The organism is Mesorhizobium sangaii (genome assembly GCF_014207355.1).
Classification (GTDB): domain Bacteria; phylum Pseudomonadota; class Alphaproteobacteria; order Rhizobiales; family Rhizobiaceae; genus Mesorhizobium; species Mesorhizobium sangaii.
The window spans coordinates 45,901-71,054 of sequence record NZ_JACHEF010000004.1; the positions used below are offsets into that span (position 1 = coordinate 45,901).

Consider the following 25,154-nt stretch of genomic DNA (forward strand, 5'->3'; position numbering starts at 1 on the left):
GCGAAAACCGGTTTCCACTTTTCGGGAACACGCGCCTACTCCGCCGCCTGCGCAAACCCGACCGAGGCCATCGGCCGGAATTCGTGCTTGTCCTTGCCGGAAACGCGTTCCGACCACGGGTCGACCTGGGCGAATTTCTGGCTGAAGACGAAGCGGTCGAAATAGGCCTTGCGCTTGGCATCGTCGTCCATGATCTGGCGCTTGATTTCGGGGATCCCGATGCGCTTGGCCCATTTGTAGATGCGCTCGAGATAGCGGCCCTGCTCGCGGTACATCTGCGTCAGCGCCACGATATGCTCCAGCGCCTCGTCCTCGGTCCTGACCAGGCCGAGCACTTCGGTGCCCTTGATGTCGAGGCCGGCCGCACCGGCGAAGTGGATCTCGTAGCCACTGTCGACGCAGATCACACCAACATCCTTGCAGGTCGCCTCGGCGCAGTTCCTTGGGCAACCCGACACCGCCATCTTGACCTTGGCCGGGGTCCACGACCCCCACATGAATTTCTCGATGCGGATGCCAAGGCCGGTCGAATCCTGCGTGCCGAAGCGGCACCAGTCCGAGCCGACGCAGGTCTTTACGGTGCGCAGGCCCTTGGCATAGGCGTGGCCGGAGACGAAGCCGGCCTGGCCGAGATCGGCCCACACCGCCGGCAAGTCTTCCTTGCGGATGCCGAGCATGTCGATACGCTGGCCGCCGGTGACCTTCACCATCGGGATCTCGAACTTGTCTACGACATCGGCGATGGCGCGCAGTTCGGTTGCATTGGTGACGCCGCCCCACATGCGCGGCACCACCGAATAGGTGCCGTCCTTCTGGATGTTGGCGTGGACGCGCTCGTTGATGAAGCGCGACTGGTAGTCGTCGGCATAGTCGTCCGGCCAGTCGCAAACGAGATAGTAGTTGAGCGCCGGCCGGCATTTTGCGCAGCCGCAGGAGGTCGTCCATTCCAGCTCCTGCATGACGGCCGGAATGGTCTTCAGGCGCTTGGCCATGATCAGCCGGCGCACCTCGTCATGGCCGAGCGTGGTGCAGCCGCACATCGGCTGTACGGCGGCCGGGTTGTATTTGTCGCCGATGGTCAGCACCATCAGCTTTTCGACCAGCCCGGTGCAGGAGCCGCAAGAGGCCGACGCCTTGGTGTGAGCACGCACATCGTCGAGCGAGGTCAACCCCTTGGCCGTGATCGCGCCCGTGATCTTGCCCTTGCAAACGCCGTTGCAGCCGCAGATTTCCGCATCATCCGGCAAGGCTGCAACGGCCGCCATAGGGTCCAGAGGGGCACCCCCCTGGTAGGATTGGCCGAATATGAGCGTGTCGCGCATTGGCGAAATGTCGGTCTGCTTCTTCTTGAGGTCGTTGAACCAAGCGCCGTCGGCCGTCTCGCCGTAGAGCACCGTGCCGATGATGCGATCGTCCTTCAACACCAGGCGCTTGTAGACTCCGGCGGCCGCGTCGCGCAGCACGATCTCCTGGCGGTCTTCGCCCTCGGCGAAGTCGCCGAGCGAGAACAGGTCGATGCCGGTGACCTTGAGCTTGGTCGGCGTGTCCATGTGGACGAAGGCCGCCTTCTCGTTGCCGGCCAGTTGTTGGGCGGTAACGCGCGCCATCTCGTAGAGCGGTGCGACCAGCCCGTAGACCTGGCCGTTGACCTCGGCGCATTCGCCAAGCGCGTAGATGTCGGGATCGTTGCTGCGCATGCCGGCGTCGACGACGATGCCGCGATTGACGGCAATGCCGGCCTCTTTCGCCAGCGCCGAATTCGGCCTGATGCCGACCGCCATGACCACCAGCGTCGCCGGAATGACGGTGCCATCGGCGAGTTCCACCTGTCCGACCTTGCCGTTGCCCGTGATCGCCTTTGTGTTGGCCTTGGTGATGACCTTGATGCCGCGTTGCTCGACGGCGCGCTGCAGGAGATAGCCGGCGGCCGGATCGAGCTGGCGCTCCATCAATGTCGGCATGACATGCAGCACGGTGACGTCCATGCCTTGTGCGTTCAGCCCGGCCGCTGCCTCCAGTCCGAGCAGGCCGCCGCCGATGACCACCGCCTTGGCCCGCGACTGCGCGGCGAGCATCATCGCCTGCACGTCGTCGAGGTCGCGATAGGTCAGCACGCCCGGCAGATCATGTCCGGGCACCGGGATGATGAACGGCACCGAGCCGGTGGCGATGACGAGCTTGTCATAGGGCTCGGTTACGCCGTGATCGGAGGTGACGGTCTTCGCCGTCCGGTCGATGGCGATGATCTTGTGGCCCTTATAGAGGGTGATGTTGTTGGCGATGTACCAGCCATCGCCATGGATGATGATTTCCTCATAGGCCTTCTCGCCCGACAGAACGGGCGACAGCATGATGCGGTCGTAATTGACCCGCGGCTCGGCGTTGAAGATGGTGACCGTGTAGCGGCCCGGCGCCTGTTCCAGCAGGTGCTCCAGCATGCGTCCGGGGGCCATGCCGTTGCCGATGATGACGAGTTTTTCGCTCATGATGCTACTCCGCGGCTTCGACGAAGCGGTGGCGTTCGTAGAGGAACTTCAGCACCGCCTCGCGACAGCGCAGGAAGGTCCGGTCGGAGGCGAGCTCGATGCGCCGGCGTGGGCGCGCCAGCGGCACCGCAAGCACCTCGCCGATGGTCGCCGCCGGACCATTGGTCATCATGACGATGCGGTCGGAGAGCAGCACCGCCTCGTCGACATCATGGGTGATCATGATCGTCGTCGAGCCGAGCCGCGAATGGATGTCCATCACCGCGTCCTGCAGATGGGCGCGCGTCAGCGCATCGAGCGCGCCGAACGGCTCGTCGAGCAGCAGGATCTTCGGCTCCATGGCCAGCGCCCGGGCGATGCCCACGCGCTGCTTCATCCCGCCCGAGATTTCCGCCGGGCGCTTGTCCCTGGCGTGCGCCATCTGCACGAGGTCGAGATTGCGCATGATCCAGTCATGCCGCTCGGCCTTGCTCTTCGAACGGCCGAAGACTTTCGATACCGCCAGGTTGATGTTTTCGTAGACGGTCAGCCACGGCAGCAGGCTGTGGTTCTGGAACACCACGGCGCGTTCCGGTCCGGGGCTGTCGACCTCCTTGTCCTCGAGCAGCACGGCGCCTGCGGACACTGTGGTCAGCCCGGCGATCAAATTGAGCAAGGTCGACTTGCCGCAGCCGGAATGGCCGATGATCGAGACGAATTCGCCTTTGTCGATGGTCAGCCTTATGTCCTTCAGCACCTCGCTGACCTGATTGCCGCGGGCAAAGGATTTGTCGATATGGTCGAGCTTCAGATAGGCCGTCATGGCGCTGTCCTCACTTTGCCGTTGTGCCGCGGGTGACGAAGGCGCCGACCGCTGCGACCAGGCGGTCAAGGCAGAAGCCGGTGACGCCGATATAGGCGAGCGCGACGATGATGTCGGGCAGCCGCGACGAGTTCCACGCATCCCAGATGAAGAAGCCGATGCCGACGCCGCCGGTCAGCATTTCGGCGGCGACGATGGCGAGCCAGGACAGGCCAATGCCGATCCTCAAGCCGGTGAAGATGTAGGGCGCGGCGGCCGGCACCATGATCTTCACGAAGAACTCGAACTGGTTCAGCCGCAGGATGCGCGCGACGTTGCGATAGTCCTCGGGGATGTTGCGCACGCCGACGGCGGTGTTGATGATGATCGGCCAGATCGAGGTGATGAAGATGACGAACAGCGCCGATGGGCTGGAATCGCGGAACGCGGCCAGCGACAGCGGCAGCCAGGCCAGCGGCGGCACGGTGCGCAGGATCTGGAACACCGGATCAAGGCCGCGCATCGCCCAGATCGACTGACCGACCAGCGCGCCGAGCGCCACGCCGACGATCGCCGCCAGGCCAAAGCCGATGGCGACCCGCTGCAGCGAGATCAGCACCCGCCAGGCAAGCCCGATATCCTGCGGGCCATTGTTGAAGAACGGATGCGCGATCAGGTCGTAAGCCTCGTTCCACACCTGGCTCGGCGGCGGCAGGCTGGCGGTCGGCGACGAGCAGGCGATCTGCCAGACGACCAGCATGAGGGCGATGACGATGGCCGGCGGCACCAGCGCGCTGGCCAGTTTGCCGGCGATCACGATCGGATCGAAGCGGCGCCGCGCCTTGGCGGTGAAGGCGATGACCTCCGCCGGCTTGGCCGGCGCGGGGAACGCCTTCACTGTGGTGTCCTCGATTGTCTGGATCGACATGTCTGGGAAAACTCCTTGGTCGGGATCTGCGACAACGGCGCAAGGCGCCGTTGCGCGGTGGCGACAAGCGGCGCGAGCGCCGCTTGCGCCGGCTATGCCGAGGCCTTGATCTTCAGGCTGTCGAGATAGGCGGACGGGCTGGCCGGATCGAAGATCTTGCCGTCGAAGAAGGTCTCGACACCGCGCGACGAGGATGCCGGAATGTCGGCTGCCGCGACGCCAAGGTCCTTGGCCGCCTCGCGCCACAGGTCCTCGCGGTTGACTTGATCGACCAGCGCCTTGATGTCGGTGGTCGGCGCGAACTTGCCCCAGCGGATGTTCTCGGCAAGGAACCACGAGTCATGGCTCTTGAACGGATAGGACACGCCGCCCTTCCAGAACTTCATGTAGAGATCGGTGCCGGCGGCGACGCGGCCATTGCCGTAGTTGATGTCCCCCTTGAGGCGGCCGATGATGTCGGCGACAGGCACGTTCATCCATTGCCGCTTGCCGATGATGGCGGCCATCTCATCCTTGTTCTCCTTGGCCTCGCACCATTGCTGGGCTTCCATGACGGCCATCAGGATCGCCTTGGTGGCGTTCGGGTATTTGTCGATGAATTCGGCGCGCAGGCCGAGCGCCTTTTCCGGATGGCCCTTCCACAATTCGCCCGTCGTGGCGGCGGTGAAGCCGACGCCCTGGTGGACGAGCTGCTCGTTCCACGGCTCGCCGACGCAGAACACGTCCATGTTGCCGACCTTCATGTTGGCCACCATCTGCGGCGGCGGCACGACGATGGTCGAGACGTCCTTGTCGGGATCGATGCCGCCGGCGGCGAGCCAGTAGCGCAGCCACAAATCATGGGTGCCGCCCGGGAAGGTCATGGCGGCCTTGATGTCCTTGCCGGCCGCCTTCTTGGCGGCGAAGGCGTCCTTCAGCTTCGAGGCGTCGAGGCCGACACCGGTACCGGCATATTCCTGGGCGACCGAAATGCCCTGGCAGTCGTAGTTGAGCCGCGCCACGATCGCCATCGGCATCGGCTGGTTGTTCTGTGTCACCTTGCCGGTGTGCATCAGGTAGGGCAGCGGCGTCAGGATATGGGCGCCGTCGATGCCGTTGGCCGCGCCGCCGAGCATCAGATTGTCGCGCGTCGCGCCCCAGGATGCCTGCTTGAGCACCTCGACATCCGGCATGCCGAACTTCTCGAAAAAACCCTTCTCCTTGGCGATCATCAGCGGTGCGGCATCGGTCAGCGCTATGAAGCCGAGCTTGGCGCCGGTGACTTCCGGCGAGGTCGTGGCCGCATAGGCGCCGGAGGGGAAGAGCTTGCGGGCAGCCATGAAAAGGCCCGCCGTCATCGCACTGCTGACCAGAAAATCGCGCCGTGTCAAATCCCTGGGCGATGTTCCCGTCCCGATCCATGTCTTCATCGTCTTCTTCATCGTCGTCTCCGGTTGAACGCGGTCCGCGCCGTCGATTGTTGGCCCAAAAACAAAAAAGCCGCCGGCCAGGCCTTCGCGTCCGGAAATCCGGATCGCGTCTTGACCTGAGCGGCAGCTTTGCCTGTGGCGCCCGCCATTGGACGCCTGTTCCGTGACCCCAACGGGGCCTGGTTATTTCAAAGCATGAACCATGCCAGTTTCGGCGAAAAGGAAAAATAACAATGAAATCAATGAAACGCGCCGTCCGCCTGCGCAACAGACGATATGGCGAGCAGGCCAAAGATTGTTCATTAGAGCAATCGCACGCACAATTTTTGTGCAACGCACAAGAATGGCGCGAAAATGATCAGGGTTGCGCGCGGGCCGATTTCTGGCCGGCTATGTAGCCTTCGATCTCATCGGGATCGAAGATCTGGCCGTCGAAGAAACCATCGGGGCCGAGCACCAGGCCGGCCCCTGTCGCACCCACCGCGGTGGCCACCCGCAGCGCGCCTTCCACTTTCGAATTAGCGCCGGGCAGCGCGACGCCAAGCGGCTTCAGCGCCGAACGGTAGAGATCGGGACGGTAGCAGTCGCGGGCAATAGTGAGATTGCCAGGCGTGTGTTCGACATGCCCCCAGCGCACCATTTGCGTGTAGAACCACAGCGCATGGCTCTTCCACGGAAAGTTCGCCGCCTTGTCGAAGGGCAGGAAGAAGTCGTCGATATCCAGCGCCGCGCCGCCGCCCAATTGGAGGTGGCCGGTCAGGATCGGCATCTGGACCGCCGGCGGCAGGCCGAGGAAGCCGGGCTGCGCCATCACCGCGGCCAGTTCGCCATGGTTGGCCGGATCCTGGCACCAGCGCGCCGAGTGATGCAGTGCGCGCAGCAGCGCCGCCAAGGCGTCGGGGGACTGCTCGGCCCAGACTTTGCGCACGCCGATCACCTTCTCCGGGCTGTTGCGCCATATCTGTGCCTTGACGGTGACGATGTGGCCGGTGCCGGCGGCCACCGCGGCGCTGTTCCAGGGTTCGCCGACGCAGTAGCCGTCGATCCGCCCGGTGGCCAGCGCGTCGGCCATGAAGGGCGGCGGCACGATGACGATCTCGATCTCGCGCGTCGGATCGATGCCGCAGGCGGCGAGCCAGTAGCGCAGTTCGTAATTGTGCCCGGAATGCGGGTGCACGACGGCGAAGCGCAGCGGATCGCGACCGGCAGCGGCGCTCTCGCGGATGAGCGCGCCAAGTGCGGCACCGGCGCGCGCCGGATCGAGATCGGGCTCAGCGCCATGCGCTGCCATGCCGGCCCAGACGGCATTGGAAATGGTGACGCAATTGCCGCCGAGACCGAGCGAGAACGGCACGATGGTTTCTGAAGCGAGCGGCGTCAGCCCGAGATTGCAGGCGAGCGGCATCGGTCCCAGCATATGCGCGAGATGGAAGTGGCCGATGGCGATGCGGTCGCGGATGTTGGCCCAGGACGTCTCGCGGTGCAGCGTGAGGTCGATGCCTTCGCGCGCGGCAAAGCCAAGCTCGCTGGCCGCGACCAGCACCGCGCTGTCGAACAGCGGCATGAAGCCTGCGGTGATCTGATGCTCGGCGCCCATGCTCATTCGTCCTCCGCCGGTCCCAGCAGCCCGGCGGCAGTCACCAGGCTCTGGGCGATGTCGCCGATCTTGCGGTTCTGGTTCATCGCCGTCTTGCGCAGCAGCGTGTAGGCGGCCTCTTCGCTGAGGCCGCGCGACTTCATCAGGATGCCCTTGGCGCGATCGATCACCTTGCGGCTCTCGAGCTCGCTGCGCGCCTCTTCCAGTTCGCACGCCATGCGCGAAAAGGCGTTGAAGCGGCTGACCGCCATGTCGAGGATCGGCTTGACGCGCTCCTGCCGCAAGCCGTCGACGACGTAGGCCGAAACGCCGGCATCGACCGCCGCCTCGATCGAGGCCTGGTCGGAGCGGTCAACGAACATGGCGATCGGCCGCTTCACCGCGCGCGACAGCTGGAACATGTTTTCCAGCATGTCGCGGTTCGGGTTTTCGAGGTCGATGACGATGACATCGGGCTCGATCTCGGCGATCCGTCGCGCAATGCCAGTGACGTCATGGATAACGGTGACCCGCTCATGGCCGGCCTCGCGCAACCCCGCCTCGATGATCGCGGCGCGGATGCGGTTTTCGTCGATCACCAGGACGGCGAGTGCGGTTCGGACCATGCCTGCATTGTGACCAAGCGAGGGAATTGTGCAATGCGGGATAACCCGGCGATCGCAACATTCCTGCGCATGGCACGATGAACCAGCTGCACCGCGCCACCACCGTGATCCTGGCCTCCTATGATCTCGGTGTCATCAGAACGATAGCCGACCGGGTTATGCCTGCGCAGGGGCTTGTGGTGGAACAGGGGTCGACCGGGTCTTCCAGGATCCACAGCACCCCTGTACCCAGTAGCCCGCCGACCTGCAGCATGATCCCGAAAGTGAATCCGTTTTCCGGGAAGATCATGCTGAAAACCTGAGATAGCGCCAAAGAGAGACGAGATGTGGCTGAGTGAATTCGAAATCGTCCTGCGCGACCGCGTCATTGCCAATGGCGCCATCAAAATCGAAGACGGCCGCATAGAACAGGTCCGCGACGAGCCTGTCGAGAACGCCGACATCGTGGGTGGAGGCCGCCTGCTGCTGCCCGGTTTCATCGACATGCATGGCGACATGGTCGAGAAGGAAGTGGAGCCGCGCCTCGGCGTGCATGTGCCGATGACGATCGGCATTGCCGAACTCGACAAGAAGCTGGCCTCCTGCGGCGTGACCACGGCCTATGCCGCGCTCTCCTTCATCGGCGCCAGCGTCACCAGCGGCGTGCTGCGTTCGGAAGAGCATACGTCTGATATCATCGAGACCATTGCCGGACTGAAGGACGAGCTGTTGGTCGATCATCGCATCCATGCCCGGTTCGAGGTGACTTTCGCCGCGGCCATCGGCGTGCTGCAAAGGCTGATGGACGCCGGCAAGCTGCACCTGATCTCGCTGATGGACCACACGCCCGGACAGGGGCAGTACCGCGACGTTGAACTCTACATCGCCCGCATCGCCAAGGAGCGCGGCATGTCGGTTGCCGAGGCGTCCGAGATCGTCGGCCAGCGCATCGCCGGTCGAAACGGACATGGCGACGTCCTCAGCACGTTGCAGGACCTGTCGGCATTTGCCCGTGCCCGCGGCATCGTGCTCGCCTCGCATGACGACGACACGCTGGAGAAGGTCGAATTCGTCCATGGCCTGGGCGCCGCGCTCAGCGAATTCCCGGTGACCCTGGAGGCGGCGCAAGAAGCCCGCAGGCTCGGAATGCACACCGTCATGGGCGCGCCCAATGCGCTGCGCGGCAATTCCTATTCCGGCAATCTTTCCGCCCGGAAGGCCTACGAGGCCGGGCTGCTCGACATGCTGGCCAGTGACTACCACCCGGCCTCGATCCTGCCGGCTGTTCTTAGCCTGGCGGCGCTGGATGACGGTGGCCTTGTGGCGGCGGCGGCGCTGACCAGCACCAATCCGGCTAAGGCATTGGGTCTTGACAACCGAGGCGCCATCGAGACGGGACTGCTGGCCGATCTCGTCGTGGCCGACCGCCACCCGGTCGCACGCGTCCGGGCAACATTCCGCGCCGGCCGCATGATCTACAGCGACGGTACGCTGAGCCCAAGTCGGCGCTGAAAGGGAGGCAAACAACTGGTGTGTCCTCCGTGACAAACAACAAAAGCTGTGGCCAACCGCCCTTCCGCACCTTCGCGAATATCCGCATCACACCAGCAATTGTAGTAGTCTCAGCCTGAAAACCCGGGCTGAGAATCAGCTGGGGTGGCGGGTGGTTGATTGTGGCGACACTCAACGCGCAGGTTATGGATTTTTTCGACTGGTGGCTCGATGAGCTGCGAGGCGTCTGGTCGCGGGTAACGCGTGGACAAAAGCAATCTTCCACAAGCGACTGGATCATCAGCCTGGCGGATGATGGCATCCGCGCCCGCGAGGCCAATGCGCCGGAGTTCCAGTCGATCCCGTTGGCACTGACGGCGTCCTCGGACGAGATCTTGGCACTTCTCCAGGGCGGGCCCCGGCGCAAGCGGCCGAGCTTCGACATCCGGATCCAGCCCGGGCTGTTCCTGACCCGGCAACTGGCGGCGCGGCGGCTGCCGCTTCGGCAGGCGCGCGACATGGCCGAACTCGACCTTCTGGCCTCGACGCCGATCGACCCGGCGCAAGTGCATGTCGTCTTCGCCAGTCAGGTCGGGCAGGACTGCTTTTACCATGTCGTCAAGGCGAAGACGCTTGCTGCGGTCCTTGACACGGTCCGCCGGGCCGGCGGGTCGGTCCGCTGCCTGTCACTGTCGCAGCCGGAGAGCACGCTGCGAGCCGATCCGCTCAGCCTCGCCGCCATCTGGCCACCGACAGCGCGCGACCGACGCGCCAGGACCGTCTGGGTGACGGCCTGTTCGATGCTGGCCGCGGCAGTGCTGGTCACCTTCGCTCATGCGCATTGGCGCACTTGGCAGGCCGGCGCGGAACTGGACGCGCAGATCGCCGATGCACAGGTGCTGGCCAAGGCGGCACGCACCGCGCTGCAGAAGCGCCAGACCGGCATCGAGCAAATTGAAAAGATCCGCACGGAAAAGAAAAAGACCGCGTCGCTGGTGCGCGTCTGGGCCGAACTGACGCACCTGCTTCCCGACTCGGCCTGGCTGACCGATCTGTCGGCCAAGGGCGACGACCTGACCATCACTGGCTTTTCCGCCTCCGCCGCCGAGCTGATCAAGCCGATCGACGGTTCGCCGCTGTTTTCGGCCCCCGAATTCGCCTCGCCGGTGGTCAGGGTTCCTGGCCAGGACGGCGAACACTTCACCATTTCGGCCAAGATCGGAGCGCTCTGACCATGCTCTCCGCCATCCTCAACACCAGCCCGCTGGTCCGCCGCCTGATTGCGCTCGCCCTCGCCGCGGTGACGGCCTGTGTCCTGGCCTGGGCTGTGTTCGCGGGGCTCGACAGCGTCGCCTCGGCGCAAGCCGGGATCGAGGAAAAGCGCGAGCTTCTCGGCCAGTTGCAGAGCGTGGCGGCGCTGGCAAAGCGCCTCGACGGCGCCGCCAGCCCCGTGGTGGCGGCAAATCCCGAGTTTCTCACCGGCGAGAGCGAGGCGATCATTCGCGGCGGGCTGCAGACCCGTCTGAACGCGATTGCCACCGCCAACGGGGTCAACGTGCTGTCGGCCGGCAATGCGCCGGTGCTGAGCGAAGCCGGCGTCGATTTCATCGGGCTGCGGGCTAATCTTTCGGGGCCGCTGGAGGGCATTCACAACGCCGTTCTCGCCATCGAAACCTCGCTGCCGGTGCTGTTCATTCGCGAGGCCACTCTGCGCACGACCGATGTAGGACCGATCGCCGGGCGCAGCGGCGACCCGGAGATCTTTGCCGAAATCCTGTTCTACGGCCCGCTGCAAACGCCGGTGGCGCCGGCGCCCGGTGGGGTCAAGCCATGACCCGGAAATTCGCCGGCCTGGCGATTGCCGCCATGATCGCGGGTCTCGTCCTAGTCAATGTCGCCCTTTACGACACGCCGGTCGACATCTCGCCGGTCGCTTCCGGTAAGGGGCATGACGGCGGCCTCGCCTCGGCGGCGGGAGCGCTGCAGTTTCCCGAGGTCGGCAATTTCAGCGAGACGTTCGAGCGGCCGCTGTTCACACCGACGCGCCGGAAATTCGTGGCCCCGCCGGCCGGGCCGCCGCCGGTTGCGGTGGTCGCGGCCGCCGTCGAACAAGCGCCGCCACCGCCAGAGGCCGCGCCGGCCGCCGCGCCTTCGCTTCTGGGCATCAGCATTCACGGCGGGGCGGCGAAGGCCCTGCTGCGCGTCGCCGGCAGCGAAACCGCGATCTGGTACGGCAGTGGCGAGACCGTCGACGGATGGACAGTGTCGGCGATCGACAAGGATCAGGCGGTGCTGGAGCGCAATGGCAAGCTGGCGCGGGTCCCGCTTTATCCGCCATGGAAGAACGCCCCGCCACCGCCCCCAAATGCCCCGCCAGCGGCCCCGAATGTCCCGGCGCCAGCCCCGAATGAACCGCAACTATGAGCGACCGCCACGAAAGCCCAAACACAGGGGGCGAAAGCGCGAGCAGCGGCTTTTCGCTGGTCGCCGTGCTGGTGTTCATGCTCATCGTCTCGGCCATCGTCGTCCCCTTCGCCGTGACGGCAAAAACGCGGCTGATGATCGCCAACAACGAGGTCGAGCAGGAGCGCCTGTCGCTGCTTGCCGAAGGCCTGGGCAATGTGGTTGCGAGCGAATTGACCGGTGGCTCGGGGGCGAAAACATTCCCGCTGGATTCCACCCCCGCAGCGTGCCGGGAGGGAGACTTCAGCTTCGATGTCCGCGTCCAGGATCATGACGGGCTGATCGATCTCAATGCCGCGGACGACCAATTGCTGGCGCTTGGTTTCGCATCGCTCGGCTTCCAGCGGGAGATGGCACAAGCCTTGGCCAAGGCCACGATCCGGGTTCGTGACAATGCCACGCTGTTCGCTGGTCAGCCCAGAAGCCCTGTCGGGCCGCCCCAAGACAAGCAGGCGCCGTTCGAATCGGTGTCCGAGCTGCAGGAGTTTTCGGCACTTGCGTCGATGCCCTTGCAGACCCTCCATGCTGTTTTCACGGTCAACTCGAAACGCGGCACGATCAGCGCCGATCGTGCGCCGAACCGTCTTCGCGCAGCTCTTGCCGGCGGCAGCAGCGCATCGGTCACCGAAGCGCCGGCCGATGCATCGGCCTACACGGTCGACGTGGTCGCCAGGCGGGACGGATCCGGCATCACGGCCGAAGCGGGGTTCATCATCGAGAGGTCTCCGGTCGGCCCGACGGCATTCCAGCGCGTTGCCCGAAGCCCGCTCACTGCGGCCGCCGCACTGCCGCCAGCCATCGGCACAGCCGGCTGCGAGGTGCTTTTCGGCGCAGAGGCGGCGCGGATCCTGCGCGGGTGGAGCTCATGAACGCTTCTTCGCAGACGCTTGGCCAGACCCAGGGGATCGAGGCGTTCCTTGCCTTTCTCGAGGGCGAGAAGGTGCTGACCGCGCACGCCGCCCAGCGCGCATTGGGGGCATCGCGAACCTCGGGGCACCCGTTCGATACGGTGATGACCGAACTCGGCCTGATCGGCGAGCAGGACCTTGCCAACAGCCTCAGCCGCTACCTGAACGCACCGACGCCGGTCGAGATTCCCGAACGGGTCAGCCCCGAAATGCTGGCAGGCGTGCCGCTGGCCTATCTGCGTGAAAACGCGATCCTGCCGCTGCAGATGGACGCCGAGCGGCTGGTCGTCGCCGTGGCCGATCCGTTCTCGTCGGCAACCATCGACGCGCTCGCCTTTCACTATGAGCGGACGCTGGCGCTGCGCATTTTGCCCAGGCGCATGATTGCCGAATGCATCGACCGCATCGAGCAATCGGCCATGGCGGCCGTTTCAAATGGCGGCAACGGCGGCGAAACCCTGGATTTCGGCCCCGACGACCTCGACCGGCTGAAGGATTTTGCGCGCGAGGCGCCGATCGTTCGCTTCGTCGCCGAGACCATCCACAAGGCGGTCGATGCGAGAGCCACCGACATCCACATCGAGCCGCTCGAGGATCACGTCCGCATCCGCTTCAGGCATGACGGCATGCTGTCCACCGTCGACACCGCATCGATCGCTATGCTGTCCGGCATCTCCACCCGCATCAAGATCCTGTCGCGGCTCAACATTGCCGAACGGCGCTTGCCGCAGGACGGACGCATGCGCATCGCCGTGCGCGGCCGCGACGTCGACCTGCGCGTCTCGGTCATTCCGTCCATTCACGGCGAAGCCATCGTGCTTCGAATCCTCGACCGCGCGGGGGTCGAACTGAAATTGGAGAAACTGGGGTTCGACGGCGCCGCACAAGCGAAAATCCGTTCCATGTCGCAAGCCGCCAACGGCATCGTGCTGATCACCGGGCCGACCGGCAGCGGCAAGACGACGACGCTCTATTCCATCCTCGCGGAACGTTCGCGGCCGGACGTCAAGATTTTCACCGTCGAGGACCCGGTCGAATACCGGATGGCCGGCATCACCCAGTTGCAGGTCAATCCGGCGATCGACCTCGACTTTGCCGCTGCCCTGCGTTCGATCCTGCGGCAGGACCCCGACATCATCCTGCTCGGTGAAATTCGCGATCGCGAAACGGCGCAAGTCGCGGTCCAGGCAGCCCTGACCGGCCATTTGGTGTTCTCGACGCTCCACACCAACAGTGCCGCGGGGGCGCTCACGCGGCTTCGCGATATGGGCATCGACGGCTATCTGCTCGGTGCGACGATCAGAGGCGTCATCGCACAGAGGCTGTTGCGGCGTATTTGCCCGACCTGCCATGGCGCCGCCCAAACCGTTCCGGCGTGTCGCACCTGCAACGGCTCCGGCTACAGCGGTCGCACGGTGACCTACGAAATGCTGCAGGTGTCGCCGCGCATCGCCGAGCTTATCGACCAAGGTGCCGGCGAAATGGAGATCGGGAAAATCGCGGCCGAAGACGACCTCGTGCCGATGTCCGTCCACGCAACGGCACTGGCCCGATCGCAGGTCACCACGATGGACGAAGTCCGGCGCGTCATCGATCTCGCAGGAGGCGACTGATGCCGGCCTTTGCCTATCGCGCCTATCTCGTCGACGGCAGCACCGAGACCGGCGTCCTCGATGCATCGACCAAGCAGGATGCTGCCCGCAAACTGGCGCAGCAGGGCCGCCGCTCATACCATCTGGCCCCAGTGAACGGCGAAAGGCAGCAGCTTCGCTTGCCGGGACGCAGCGCGCTGACGTTCACCCGCAGGGTCGATCTCAGCCGGCTGTTCTCCGAGCTTTCAGTGCTTCTCAACGCCGGCTTCACGGTCGACCGTGCCTTGAACGCGGTTATCTCGGGCGAGGCCAACCGCCAGCGGCGGCAACAGCTGCAATCGGTGCTCGATCTCACGACAGGCGGCCGGCCCATCGCCGAAGCGTTTGCCGGCCTGCCGGGCATCACCTCCGACGTCGCAGCCTTGCTCGCCAGCGGCGAGCGCAGCGGCAAGATGGCCTATATATGCCAGCGGCTGGCGGATACGTTCGAGGCAACGGCCAAGCGCCGTGCGGCGATCGTCGAGGCCCTGGCCTATCCGGCTTTCCTGCTCATGGTCATGAGCGGCGCGCTGGTCATTCTGGCGACGGTTCTGGTGCCGGCGCTGGAACCGATCTTCGAAGGCTCATCCGCCCCCAAGCCGTTCACCATGACCGTGCTTTCAACGCTCGGCACGGTGTTCAGGGACTATCCCTTCGTCTTCCCGCTGGCGGCGGTGCTGGGCCTGCTTTCCTATCTTTTCCTGTCCCGGTCGACTGGTGCCAGAAAACAGTTTTCGCATTGGCTGTTGAAGATCCCGTTGATCGGCCCGCTGGTCAGGGATGCCGTGGTCGCGCGCTATCTGGAAACGCTTGCGTTGCTGCTCGGCAATGGCGTGGCGATGACCGAGGCGCTTGGGCTGGCCGCCAATGTTTCCAGGCAGAGTTCACTGGCGGCAAGCTTTGCATCCATCGAAGAAACCGTCGCCAATGGCGCCCGCCTGCATGGCGCGATCGTCAAGGCGGGGATTTTCGACAACGCGACGATGTCGCTGGTCTCGCTCGGCGAAGAGGCGAATGCGCTTCCGGTGGTGCTGGACCGTGCCGCGAAAATGCTTCAGCTGACGCTGGCGCGGCGGATCGACACCGTGCTGAAGCTATTGACGCCGGCGCTGACGATTTCGCTCGGTTTTCTCGTCGGCAGCCTGGTCATTTCGGTGATGACCACGATCCTCAGCATCAACGATCTGGCGCTGCAATGACGGCCGCGCCGGGAGCCAGTGCATCGGCGGACGCAACGGCCGGATTTACCTTGGTCGAAATGCTGGTCGTGCTGGCGATCATGGCCCTCGTCGCGGCGATCGCCGCACCGGGGCTCGTCAGCAACTATCGCAGCAAGAACCTGGAGACGCTAGCCGGCGAAATCACCATGCGGCTGCGCCTGTCGCGCACATCGGCAATCGCCACCGCCAGGCCGAAGCAGGTCATTGTCGATCTCGGCACCCGCATCATCCGATTTGGCGAACGAGACATCGTTGCCCTGCCGGACGATGTCAAAATGACCGTGGTCACCGGCCAAGAGACCGTCGTCGCCGACCGGCAGACGGTCCTCACCTTCCTTCCCGATGGCAGCGCTTCCGGCATGGACATCTCGCTGCAGCAAAAAGGCCGGACCAGGCGCATCGCGGTCAACTGGCTGACCGGACTTCCGACCTGGCGCGCACTGCCATGACCGGGACATCGTCGCAGCCCTCCCCCGAAGACGGATTCTCGATCCTCGAGATGATCGTCGCCATGACCATCCTGGCGCTTGTGCTTGGCATCGCCAGCCAGTCGATCGTGCTGGCAAGCCGCAGCATCAGTGCGGCCCAGCGCCAGGCCGAAGCCGCCAGGACGGTGCGTGTGATGCTGGCCGACTACGAAGCCCAAATCCAACCCACGGCGCAATCCGGTTGGACCCTGAAGACCCGCACGATAGACGTGTCGAAGGCAAAGGTAACCGCTGTTCTCATCGAGAACAGCCACGGAGCGTTTCCAGGCGGGTCATTTCTGACCTTCGTGCCCGTGCGGGACCCGGCGCTCCCATGATCGGCCTGTTCTTCCGCCCTCGTTCCAAGGTCCGAGCCGGCAGGATTCGGAAACGTCTTTCAGGCGCCCGTCGGCCAGGTCGCAAATCGCCGCCGGAACCATCGGCATCGGCTGAGGGGTTTGCGCTCATCGACGTGCTGGTCGGGCTGGCCCTGATCGGCGTGATTACGTCGCTGATGATGGTCTTCCTCGGCCAGGCCCGAACGATGGTGCGCATCGAAAAGGCAACCGAATTCCAGATGGAGGTCGATGCCGCATCGCGGTTTCTGGAAACGGCGATCAGCCATGCCGAGCCGTTGCCCCTATCCAAATCGTCGCCGGACATGGTGCTCTATCTCAACGGCAACAATGCCCGGATCGAATTCAGCGCCGTTCAGGCGATCGGCTTCAAATCCACCGCGCTGCGCGAAATTGCTGTTTCGCTTGGTGATGGTGGCCAGGCCGGAGGCGTGCTGGCCATCGTCCAGAAAACACGGCGCGGCAGCGGATCCAACGCATCGACGCGGGGCGAACCGGTGCGGTTGATCGGCGGTGTGAGCGCCATGAAATTCGAGTACCTAGACGGTGCGGCGACGGCCTCATCGTGGTCGCCAGGCTGGACCGTGCCGCGGCGCCTGCCCGCCGCCGTGCGCTTCACCATCTCGGTACTGCGGGATGGTGCGGCCTATTCGGCGAGAGGTTTTGCACGCCTCGACCTGACAAATGCCCAGGCGCTGCCGCGCACGAAGTGACTCCGGCCCCTATCAGTTGCTGACGTCCTGGTCTTCGCCGGTTCCGTCCGGCTTGCCGTCCTTGCCCAGGCTGCGGATGACCACGCCGCTCGCATCGGCCTTCACTTCATAGGAATAAGGCCTCCCCCACGGATCCTTCAGGCCGGTTGTTCCCTTGAGATAGGGCCCGTTCCAGCGCGCTTCGCCGGCCGGCGCGGCGACCAGGGCCAAGAGCCCCTCCTCCGCGGTCGGGTATTTCGCGTTGTCGACATAGTAGAGCTCGAGCGCGCTTTCGATGTTGCGGATTTGCGCCTTGGCCGCGTTGGTCCTGGCCGAGCCGAGATAACGCAGGACCTGTGGCGCGGCCAGCGTCGCGATCAGCGCAATGATGGCGAGCACGACGAGGAGCTCGACCAGGGTGAAGCCGCCTTCGCGATCATTTCTTTCGCCGACAGATTTTCTGGCGCGGCCGGATTTTTCGGAAAGTCGAGTGAAGCGCTGAGTGATCATCAGAGCAGTCCCATGTTCAAACCTGCAAATTGCTCCAGCGCCCAGCTGCAGCCGAGGCCGATGCCGATAAACGGACCGAAGGCAACACGGGCCCGCGCCGCTGCCGGCCCTGTCGCAAGCACCTGCCCGCCAACGAACAGCAGGGCGCTGGCGCTGGCGATGAACAGCAGCACCGGCAAAAGCAGCGGGCTGATCCAGCATGCGGCGGCGGCCAGCATCTTGACGTCGCCGAGGCCGAGGCCGATCCTGCCGGTCATCAGGAAATGACCGCGCCGGATCAGCCAGGCAGCGGCGAAAGTCATGGCGGCAAACAGGAGCCGCAGCGGTAGGCCGTCTGCCTCAGTCGCCATCTGATAGCCAAGGCCGAGGGCGGCCAGAGCCAGGTTGAGGTCGTCCGGGATGATCTGCCTGCGGAAATCGGCTATCGAAATCGCGGCCAGAACCGCCGCCAGGGCGACCGTGGCGGCCAGCACGAGAGATGGGTGCGTGGCCATCGTCAATACGCCAGCCTCTTCAGATCCTGTTGCAGCTTGGTGCCGCCGCGCCGCTTCTGGATCGGCGTCTGCAGGCTGATCTTGCCGCGGAATTCGTCCGTCACTTCGCGGGCTTCGTTGATGTCGCGGACGACATGCGGCCTGATAAAGATGATCAGTTCGGTGCGTCCGATACTATCCGTCTTTTGCTTGAACGCGTTGCCGATAATCGGGATGTCGCCGAGGATAGGCACTTGCGTGCGGTCGACATTGTTGCGCGACTGGATGAGGCCGCCCAGTGCCAGGCTCTCGCCATCATTGACCAGAACGCGGGTCTGGATCTTGCGCTGCTGGATGGTCGGCGAATCGATGCCGGAGCTGGTCGTCTTCGTTACATTGCTGACCTCCTGCTCGATGTCGAGCATGACCCTGCCGGCATTGTTGATGCGAGGCGTCACTGTCAGGATGACGCCGGTGTCCTTCATCTCGACCGAGACGACCGGCGCGCTGCCGAACGTCTGGTCCACCACCTGTCTTGTGGCGATTGGCACCTGGTCGCCGACCTGCAAGATCGCTTTCTGGTTGTTCAGGGCCATGATGGTTGGCGCCGAGATGACATTGACGTCGGTGATGCTGGACAAGGCGTTCAGCGTCACCTGGATGTTGTCGGTTGCGTAGCTCCAGTTGAAGCCTGGCAGTGCTGCCGCGGCAGCTCCCTTCGCCACGTCGGACAGCGAGATCTTCATGCCGCCATTCTCGAAGAACCAGCGCAGGCCGTATTTCAGCTCGTCGTTGAGCGTGACTTCGGCGATGACGGCTTCCAGCATGACTTGCGTCGGCAGAACGTCGACCTTGGCTAGGATCTGCTCGATGCGTTCGTAGTCGCGCGCCGTGGTCTGGATCAGCAGCGCATTGTTTTCGATATCGGCGACGACCGTGGCGTGGGCGGGCGGCTGTCCGTCCTGCGGGGGCAGCGAAGGCGACGGCCCGGTCAATGGCACCGGCGTGACGCCATCCGATTGCATGGCGATCGGGGTCTGGTCGGGCGACACGTTCGAGCCGCCCGAGTCGCCTTCAGTCTTGACGGTGGTGCCAAGAACGGAGCTCAGCACAGCGGCCAGCTCCTTGGCCGGGCGGTTCTGGATCTGGTAGACGAAAAGCTGGCTTTCATTGGTCTCGGCCAGCCTGTCGAGCTTGTTGATCCAGGTCGCGGCACGGGCGAGATAGGCCGGGCGCGAAGTGATCACCAGCACCGAATTCAGCCTGTCGTTGGGGATGAACTGGATGAGCTTGGCGCCGGGCCCATCCTTGGTGCCAAAGATCGAATCGAGTTCGGCGGCGACCGCTTCCGGTTTGGAGGTCTTTAGTGGGTGTAGCGCAACCGACATGCCGCGCATCCAGTCGACGTCGAACACCGAAACCGCTTCGCGAATGGCATTGAGGTCGCTGTCATTGCCGGCGACAGTGATCAGGTTGCGGGTGGAATCGACCCGCAGCACCGAACCCTGGCGGGTGATCGGTTCAAGAATGGTCTTCATCTCGTCGGCGGCTATGAATTGCAGCTGCAGCACCTGCACCTTGACGCCGGGGCCGGACGGTGACGTCGACGGCACGCTGACCGGCGGCGTGCTGGACATGATTTCCGAAAGCGGCACGACCTGGTAAGTGCCGGCGCGGTTGGTGATGCCGGCGCCATTCACCGCAAGCGCCGATTGCAGGATGTCGACCAGCGCATCCTTCGACACCGGCTGCGACGTCTGCAGCGTCACCGTGCCTTGCACGCGCGGGTCGACGATGTAGTTGAGGTGAAGCGCATCGCCAAGCACGGCCTTGGCCGCCTCGGCAATCGGCGCGTTGACCAGATTGAGCTCGAACTGGCCCGAGCCATCGGTCGTCACCTTGGTGACGGGGGCGCCGGAGGAGACGAACTGACCCGAGCCCTGGTATTGCGCGCCGTTGAAGCGCTGCGCCTGGCCGGAGGCCGACGTGACGGCGCCAGGCCCGGTATATCCCGCCCGCAAGGGCGAGTTCTTGGCATGCAGGCTGTCGATGGTCTCGGTGAAGAAGTCCTTGCCCGGCGCGGAAGTGCAGCCGGCAATCGCCAGCAGCGTGCACAACACGACGCGACAACTCGGCTTGCTCGACATCCACCCGATTCCCCTAGATTCCCAGTCTAGGGCTTCTTGCAAGCGGATGTTTGGAATGATGGGCGTATTTGGGGTCTATCCACAGGGTAGGTGGTGGAGAGCAGCGCGTGCGGCGGAAGTCCGGTAGCGGAATTCGATCGCTCCTGGCGGGTTTGTCCGGCTAGCCATCGGATGGCCAAAAATGCCGTCGACCGTGATCCGAAACACCAAATACGATCCGGCAAGCAGAACGCTCTCCGTCTGGTTTGTCCCAAGCGGTGACAGCTATGACTACGAAGACGTTGCCCCGGCAACCTACGCCGTCTTCAACTTGACCCAAACCGGTCAGGTGGGGACCGTACCCCGGTCCCGGACAGGTGACGATCCTCACCTCAAACCGGCCAACTCAGTACATGATCCTTTGCCTCAACCATGCAAAGAATCCCTTTCCTCCAATTGTTGCGCGAACCCGCGCCGCAGCCCAATGTGCTTTCATGGTTGCGCCGACATGACAATCGCAGACGATCTCGTGCAGTTGCCAGTCGCTCAGTTTGAAGAACCGCCTGGCCTCGCCATAGGTGTCGTCCTTCAGGCCGCATGCGCGCAACACCGGGTCGTCGAAGGCAACGGCAAGTGCTGATCCGTCCCCCCGCACACTGGCACGTTCCTCCAGGTGCAAATATTCGGTACCTGTAAACGCGGCAAGGCATCGCTCGGGATGTTGCTCCAGAAGTTCCGCCCAGCGTTCGATGCGCTGGTTGCGTGTCATTTCCGAATATGCGGCCGAAGTTTCAATCTTGGCGACCGCATGCAGTTGATCGAGTGTCTGATGTTTCATGGCAGTCTCCTGTCGAGAGGGAGAAGCGCCCACGCCCTTCAAGGGAATTATCGCGCGGCGGTGCTTCGACAAGAGCTGGAAACTGCGGGGAAGGAATCTATCTTCGACACCAACAGGTCGAACGCCGGCGGCCGGCGAAGTCAGTGGCAATCCGATCAATCGCGAGCGTCAAAAAGGACGGCCAGTCCTAGTTCCCTTGCCAGGTCGACGATCTCCACCGTCAACTCGTCATCTGTATCGCGCAGATAAGGCGCATCCCTGCGAGCTGCCCCGATTGCCGCTTTGACCGAGATGATATCGCCGTATCGCGCACTTGCCAGCTCTACCGCCAGAAAGGTCCTGGCAGTGCCGACAGGTCCTGTTGTCCGTCTGGCGATGCTCATGTGGCTCCTTCCCCATGATCACCTCTAGCTCATTTTGATCCCGTCCAAGATGCATATCAATCGAAGGTACGATTCCGTACAAACCGCCGGTTGACGACAGTTGCGGCGTCGCTGGGGTTGCCGAGTGATGCCGGGCGAACCCTTGTTGTGATTGAGCGGACGAGTTTGTCCGCCTCACCAATCAGATATCTTTGGCTAGGCGAAGTGCGTCGTAGATCGCTGCGTGGGTGTTGCGTGCTGAAACGGCGTCGCCGATGCGGAACAGTTGGAACTGGCCCTGCGCATTCCGTACCACCGACTGCGGTTGTCCGGTGATGAGTTCATCGTGCGAAATCTCGCCGTGGTTGGTCGATTTCGGTTTCAGTTCGAAATAGATGTCGTCGAGCGGGATAGTGCCGTGATTGACGACAACCTGATCCACGACGCGCTGTTTGGACACGCCGCCATAGTCGCTGCCGACATGGGCAATGAGCTGGTTGCCGTCCTTTTCGACAGACTCCAGCCGATAAGTGACCGTGAAGAGCACATCGAGTTTTTGCAGCGACCTCATGTATGGCACGAGGTTCATTGCCATGACCTCGGGTGAGAAGGACCGGTCCGGCGTCATGATTTCAACCTTCGCTCCGGCGCTCGCAAGAAATTCCGCGGCCTGGAGTGCCGCGTGGTCACCCGCGTCGTCGTAGATGAGGACATTGGTTCCCGGCTTCACGTCTCCGGAGATGATGTCCCATGAAGACACCACGAACTCGTTGCCCTTCGAAAGGACGTCGGTGTGGGCCACCCCGCCCGTGGCGATGATGACGACGTCCGGGTTTTCAGCCTCGATGGTTTCGGCTTCAGCCCAGGTATTGAACTGAAAGCCTACTCCGTGTTTTTCACACTGAGCCATGCGCCAATCGATGATGCTCATCATCTCCTTGCGGCGTGGGCTCCGTGCTGTCAGGCGGATTTGCCCTCCCGGTCCGCTGGCAGCTTCGAAGACCACGACCTCGTGTCCCCGCTCACCCGCCACGCGGGCCGCCTCGAGGCCAGCCGGACCGGCACCGACGACAACAATCTTCTTGCGGGTTTCGGCCTTGGCGACAAGGTGCGGCATGGTCAGCTCGCGACCAGTGGCGGGGTTGTGAATGCAGTATGCCGCCCCGCCCTGATAGATGCGGTCAAGGCAATAGTTGGCGCCGACGCAGGGCCTGATTTCGTCTTCGCGCTTTTCGATGATCTTCCGCACGATATGTGGGTCGGTCATGTGAGCCCGCGTCATGCCGATCATGTCGACCTTACCCGACGCAATCGCGTGGCGCGCAGTCGCCACATCCGGAATTTTCGCCGCATGGAAGGTCGGGAAGTTGGTCGCGGCACGAATCTCGCCCGCAAAATCAAGGTGCGGCGCGTTCGCCATTCCCTGGATCGGAATGACGTCCGTCAGGCCCGCGTCGGTGTCGATGTGGCCGCGGATCACATTGAGGTAGTCGATAAGTCCGCTTTCCTTGAGGCGTTTGGAGATTTCAAGGCCTTCCGACTTGCCAGTGCCGCCGGGGAGACATTCGTCCGCGGTGTATCGCACGCCCAGGATGAAGTCCTCGCCCACCCGTGACCGGATCGCCTTCAAGACATCCATGCAGAAGCGCATGCGGTTATCGAGCGAACCGCCATAAGGACCGTCAAGTTCGTTCGTGAGAGGAGACGTGAACTGTTCGAGCAGGTGGCCGTAAGCCTCGAGCTCGACGCCATCCATCCCGCCTGCCTTCATCCGCTCGGCGGCGTCCGCGAAGTCCTTGATGATGCGCTCGATATCCCAGTCCTCGATTTTCTTGGGAAACGCTCGGTGTGAGGCTTCACGATGATGGGACGGAGCCACAACGGGCAGCCAATCGCCTTTGTCCCAACGGGTACGCCGTCCAAGATGGGTCAGCTGGATCATGATGGCGGCGCCCTCTTCGTGCACCGCATCGGTCATTTGCTTGATCCACGGTACGATCTCGTCCTTGTAGGCGAGCAGGTTATTGAAAACCGGGGGGCTGTCTTTCGAGACCGCCGCCGACCCGGCCGTCATCGTCATCGCCACACCGCCTTTCGCCCGCTCCAGCGTGTAGGCAAGATAGCGCTCCTTCGGCATCCCATCCTCCGGATAGGCCGGCTCGTGAGACGTCACGATGATGCGGTTGCGAAGGGTCAAATGCTTCAGTTTGTACGGCTGCAAAAGGGGATCGTTCGACATCTGACGGACTCCGGGCTGGCGTGGCATGTGCAAACGCTATTTGAAAATGTACAGATATGTCAAGTTTGAGTTCCTATGGGTCTATAAAATCGACGTAGGTGTACATTTTTCTGGTTTTCACTTTTTCATTTTGTTAGGTTGGTCGCCCATGGAGCAGATTTCGAACGAGAGCGGATGGCGCGGATCGCCGGAGGGATGGCTCGGAGCCGCCTACGATTTGCTTCTCGAATCCGGCGTCGACACGGTGAGAATTTCGCCCTTGGCCAAGAGGTTGGGCCTGTCGCGCACCAGCTTCTATTGGTTCTTCAAGGATCGAGAGGAGTTGCTGGCTGCCCTCGTGGCGCGTTGGCGGGACAAGAACACAGGCAACCTCGTCAAGCAGGCTGAGGCCTATGCCGAGACGGTGGCCGAAGCGATGCTGAACGTTTTCGACTGCTGGCTCGACAAGACCTTGTTCGACTCCCAGTTCGAGTTCGCGGTCAGAAGCTGGGCGCTTCAATCTCCCGAGATCCTCGCGGAGGTACAGGCAGCCGACCAGACGCGCCTCGACGCAATGAGCCAGATGTTCGTCCGCTTCGGTTACGAGGAGAGCTCAGCCGACGTTCGAGCGCGCACCATCTACCTCGTGCAGATCGGCTACATCTCAATGCAGACCAAGGAAGATCTCGCGATCCGCATGAAGCGCATTCCCGGCTACGTTGAGATTTTTACGGGCGAGGCACCACAGAAGCGCGAGCTGGACCGGTTCTTCGCCAGACATGGCCATGCGGCGGGTTGAGGAAGAGTTTCGACGATGGGCGAACCCTTGAGCATCGGAATAATTGGTGGAGGTGGCTGGCTTGGACGCGCCATCGCCGAGGCCATCGTCGATGCACAAATAGTCGCCGCTGAGCACCTCACGCTTTCTTACAGAAGCGGGCAACCCGGCTTTCTGCCAAACGCAACATGGACCAGGGACAATCAGGAACTGGCGGATCGATCCGATGTCATCATCGTATCGGTCCGCCCCCAGGACTGGCCTGCCATCGACATCTCTGCCGATGGCAAGCTCGCCATGTCGGTCATGGCCGGGGTGCCTCTCGACCAACTGGCTCGACGTCTCAACACCGAACGGGTCGTGCGCACGCTTCCGAATGCCGCGGCAGAGGTGCGCAATTCCTATACGCCCTGGATAGGCTCTCTTGGCGTTACTGCGGATGACCGCAATGTCGCCTGTCGGATTCTGGAGGCCTGTGGCGCCGCCGATGAAGTCGAAAGCGAAGCAGATATCGACTATCTGACGGGCCTCACCGGATCCGGCCCGGCCTTTCCGGCTCTCCTGGCCGCGGCGATGATGGATGATGCCATCCGTCGAGGAATAAGCCCGGACATTGCCCGAAGGAGCGTCAGCGCGGTGCTGATTGGAACGGGAAAACTCCTCGAGGCTCGCTCAGACAATCCCAAAGACATCGTCCGGACCTTCCTCGACTACCGCGGCACCACCGCAGCAGCAATCGAGGCCATGTGCGCGGCTGGGTTTGAAGCTGCGGTGGCGGACGGCCTTGCTGCAGCGCTTCAGAAATCCGTGAGCATGGGACAAGCCTCCTGATTGCC

25 protein-coding genes and 1 pseudogene are annotated in these 25,154 nt (G+C 63.5%); 14 read left to right on the plus strand and 12 right to left on the minus strand.

Features of this window, described 5'->3' with window-relative positions:
* Nucleotides 1-35: 35 nt before the first annotated feature.
* From nirB to HNQ71_RS20310, 6 genes are all read right to left on the minus strand, one after another.
* A complete protein-coding gene (gene nirB, locus HNQ71_RS20285) occupies nt 36-2,486 on the minus strand; it encodes a nitrite reductase large subunit NirB (RefSeq protein WP_184874446.1) in 2,451 nt (816 codons plus the stop codon).
* Between the two features lie 4 nt (nt 2,487-2,490).
* Entirely contained in the window at nt 2,491-3,288 is a 798-nt protein-coding gene (locus HNQ71_RS20290) for an ABC transporter ATP-binding protein (protein WP_184874447.1), read from the minus strand.
* A gap of 10 nt (nt 3,289-3,298) precedes the next feature.
* Nucleotides 3,299-4,195 carry a nitrate ABC transporter permease gene (ntrB, locus tag HNQ71_RS20295; RefSeq protein ID WP_184874448.1) on the minus strand — a complete coding sequence of 299 codons (897 nt, stop codon included), beginning with the start codon at nt 4,193-4,195 and terminating at the stop codon, nt 3,299-3,301.
* 92 nt (nt 4,196-4,287) lie between these two features.
* Nucleotides 4,288-5,616: a CmpA/NrtA family ABC transporter substrate-binding protein gene (locus HNQ71_RS20300; RefSeq protein WP_246461716.1), complete on the minus strand. Its 1,329-nt coding sequence runs from the start codon at nt 5,614-5,616 to the stop codon at nt 4,288-4,290.
* A gap of 346 nt (nt 5,617-5,962) precedes the next feature.
* A complete protein-coding gene (locus tag HNQ71_RS20305; protein ID WP_184874855.1) occupies nt 5,963-7,201 on the minus strand; it encodes a CmpA/NrtA family ABC transporter substrate-binding protein in 1,239 nt (412 codons plus the stop codon).
* Nucleotides 7,202-7,203: 2 nt separating this feature from the next.
* On the minus strand, nt 7,204-7,806 hold the full coding sequence (locus HNQ71_RS20310; protein WP_184874449.1) for an ANTAR domain-containing response regulator: 603 nt from the start codon (nt 7,804-7,806) through the stop codon (nt 7,204-7,206).
* A 77-nt stretch (nt 7,807-7,883) separates the two neighbouring features.
* Between HNQ71_RS20310 and HNQ71_RS20315 the strand changes: the two genes are divergently transcribed.
* From HNQ71_RS20315 to HNQ71_RS20365, 11 genes are all read left to right on the plus strand, one after another.
* Nucleotides 7,884-8,108 (plus strand): hypothetical protein, encoded by a 225-nt coding sequence (locus tag HNQ71_RS20315; RefSeq protein ID WP_184874450.1) that lies wholly within the window; start codon nt 7,884-7,886, stop codon nt 8,106-8,108.
* 22 nt (nt 8,109-8,130) lie between these two features.
* Nucleotides 8,131-9,297, plus strand: a complete 1,167-nt coding sequence (locus HNQ71_RS20320; protein WP_184874451.1) for an alpha-D-ribose 1-methylphosphonate 5-triphosphate diphosphatase — start codon at nt 8,131-8,133, stop codon at nt 9,295-9,297.
* A gap of 161 nt (nt 9,298-9,458) precedes the next feature.
* Nucleotides 9,459-10,508, plus strand: a complete 1,050-nt coding sequence (locus tag HNQ71_RS20325; protein ID WP_184874452.1) for a PilN domain-containing protein — start codon at nt 9,459-9,461, stop codon at nt 10,506-10,508.
* Between the two features lie 2 nt (nt 10,509-10,510).
* The gene (gene gspM / locus HNQ71_RS20330) at nt 10,511-11,110 is read left to right on the plus strand and encodes a type II secretion system protein GspM (RefSeq protein ID WP_184874453.1); all 600 of its coding nucleotides are present in this window, start codon (nt 10,511-10,513) and stop codon (nt 11,108-11,110) included.
* Nucleotides 11,107-11,700 carry a hypothetical protein gene (locus HNQ71_RS20335; RefSeq protein ID WP_184874454.1) on the plus strand — a complete coding sequence of 198 codons (594 nt, stop codon included), beginning with the start codon at nt 11,107-11,109 and terminating at the stop codon, nt 11,698-11,700. Before gspM ends, HNQ71_RS20335 begins: the two co-directional genes overlap by 4 nt.
* Complete coding sequence (locus HNQ71_RS20340; RefSeq protein ID WP_184874455.1) at nt 11,697-12,608, plus strand: general secretion pathway protein GspK; 912 nt, start codon at nt 11,697-11,699, stop codon at nt 12,606-12,608. The genes HNQ71_RS20335 and HNQ71_RS20340 overlap by 4 nt, the downstream gene beginning before the upstream one ends.
* Nucleotides 12,605-14,260 (plus strand): GspE/PulE family protein, encoded by a 1,656-nt coding sequence (locus tag HNQ71_RS20345; protein WP_184874456.1) that lies wholly within the window; start codon nt 12,605-12,607, stop codon nt 14,258-14,260. The genes HNQ71_RS20340 and HNQ71_RS20345 overlap by 4 nt, the downstream gene beginning before the upstream one ends.
* On the plus strand, nt 14,260-15,477 hold the full coding sequence (locus HNQ71_RS20350; protein WP_184874457.1) for a type II secretion system F family protein: 1,218 nt from the start codon (nt 14,260-14,262) through the stop codon (nt 15,475-15,477). The genes HNQ71_RS20345 and HNQ71_RS20350 overlap by 1 nt, the downstream gene beginning before the upstream one ends.
* Nucleotides 15,474-15,947: a GspH/FimT family pseudopilin gene (locus HNQ71_RS20355; RefSeq protein WP_184874458.1), complete on the plus strand. Its 474-nt coding sequence runs from the start codon at nt 15,474-15,476 to the stop codon at nt 15,945-15,947. Before HNQ71_RS20350 ends, HNQ71_RS20355 begins: the two co-directional genes overlap by 4 nt.
* Nucleotides 15,944-16,303 carry a PulJ/GspJ family protein gene (locus HNQ71_RS20360; protein ID WP_184874459.1) on the plus strand — a complete coding sequence of 120 codons (360 nt, stop codon included), beginning with the start codon at nt 15,944-15,946 and terminating at the stop codon, nt 16,301-16,303. The genes HNQ71_RS20355 and HNQ71_RS20360 overlap by 4 nt, the downstream gene beginning before the upstream one ends.
* Nucleotides 16,300-17,034 (plus strand): general secretion pathway protein GspJ, encoded by a 735-nt coding sequence (locus HNQ71_RS20365; RefSeq protein WP_184874460.1) that lies wholly within the window; start codon nt 16,300-16,302, stop codon nt 17,032-17,034. Before HNQ71_RS20360 ends, HNQ71_RS20365 begins: the two co-directional genes overlap by 4 nt.
* A gap of 12 nt (nt 17,035-17,046) precedes the next feature.
* Here HNQ71_RS20365 and gspG read toward each other — a convergent pair whose 3' ends face one another.
* The 3 genes from gspG to gspD are packed head-to-tail and all read right to left on the minus strand — an operon-like array spanning nt 17,047 to nt 20,143.
* Complete coding sequence (gene gspG / locus HNQ71_RS20370) at nt 17,047-17,523, minus strand: type II secretion system major pseudopilin GspG (RefSeq protein WP_184874461.1); 477 nt, start codon at nt 17,521-17,523, stop codon at nt 17,047-17,049.
* Nucleotides 17,523-18,017 (minus strand): prepilin peptidase, encoded by a 495-nt coding sequence (locus HNQ71_RS20375; RefSeq protein ID WP_184874462.1) that lies wholly within the window; start codon nt 18,015-18,017, stop codon nt 17,523-17,525. The genes gspG and HNQ71_RS20375 overlap by 1 nt, the downstream gene beginning before the upstream one ends.
* 2 nt (nt 18,018-18,019) lie before the next feature.
* Nucleotides 18,020-20,143, minus strand: coding sequence for a type II secretion system secretin GspD (gene gspD, locus HNQ71_RS20380; RefSeq protein WP_184874463.1), 2,124 nt, complete (start codon nt 20,141-20,143; stop codon nt 18,020-18,022).
* Between the two features lie 181 nt (nt 20,144-20,324).
* Here gspD and HNQ71_RS35545 point away from each other — a divergent pair.
* Nucleotides 20,325-20,438: pseudogene (locus HNQ71_RS35545) on the plus strand (KTSC domain-containing protein); the annotation flags it as partial.
* 90 nt (nt 20,439-20,528) lie between these two features.
* Here HNQ71_RS35545 and HNQ71_RS20390 read toward each other — a convergent pair.
* The 3 genes from HNQ71_RS20390 to HNQ71_RS20400 form a co-directional block, all read right to left on the minus strand.
* Entirely contained in the window at nt 20,529-20,960 is a 432-nt protein-coding gene (locus HNQ71_RS20390) for a hypothetical protein (RefSeq protein WP_184874464.1), read from the minus strand.
* A gap of 155 nt (nt 20,961-21,115) precedes the next feature.
* Entirely contained in the window at nt 21,116-21,343 is a 228-nt protein-coding gene (locus tag HNQ71_RS20395) for a hypothetical protein (protein ID WP_184874465.1), read from the minus strand.
* A 181-nt stretch (nt 21,344-21,524) separates the two neighbouring features.
* A complete protein-coding gene (locus HNQ71_RS20400; RefSeq protein ID WP_184874466.1) occupies nt 21,525-23,561 on the minus strand; it encodes an NADH:flavin oxidoreductase in 2,037 nt (678 codons plus the stop codon).
* Nucleotides 23,562-23,709: 148 nt separating this feature from the next.
* Here HNQ71_RS20400 and HNQ71_RS20405 point away from each other — a divergent pair, with 148 nt between their 5' ends.
* On the plus strand, nt 23,710-24,339 hold the full coding sequence (locus HNQ71_RS20405) for a TetR/AcrR family transcriptional regulator (RefSeq protein ID WP_184874856.1): 630 nt from the start codon (nt 23,710-23,712) through the stop codon (nt 24,337-24,339).
* Nucleotides 24,340-24,354: 15 nt separating this feature from the next.
* Nucleotides 24,355-25,149 (plus strand): pyrroline-5-carboxylate reductase family protein, encoded by a 795-nt coding sequence (locus tag HNQ71_RS20410; RefSeq protein WP_184874467.1) that lies wholly within the window; start codon nt 24,355-24,357, stop codon nt 25,147-25,149.
* The last annotated feature ends 5 nt before the right edge of the window (nt 25,150-25,154 follow it).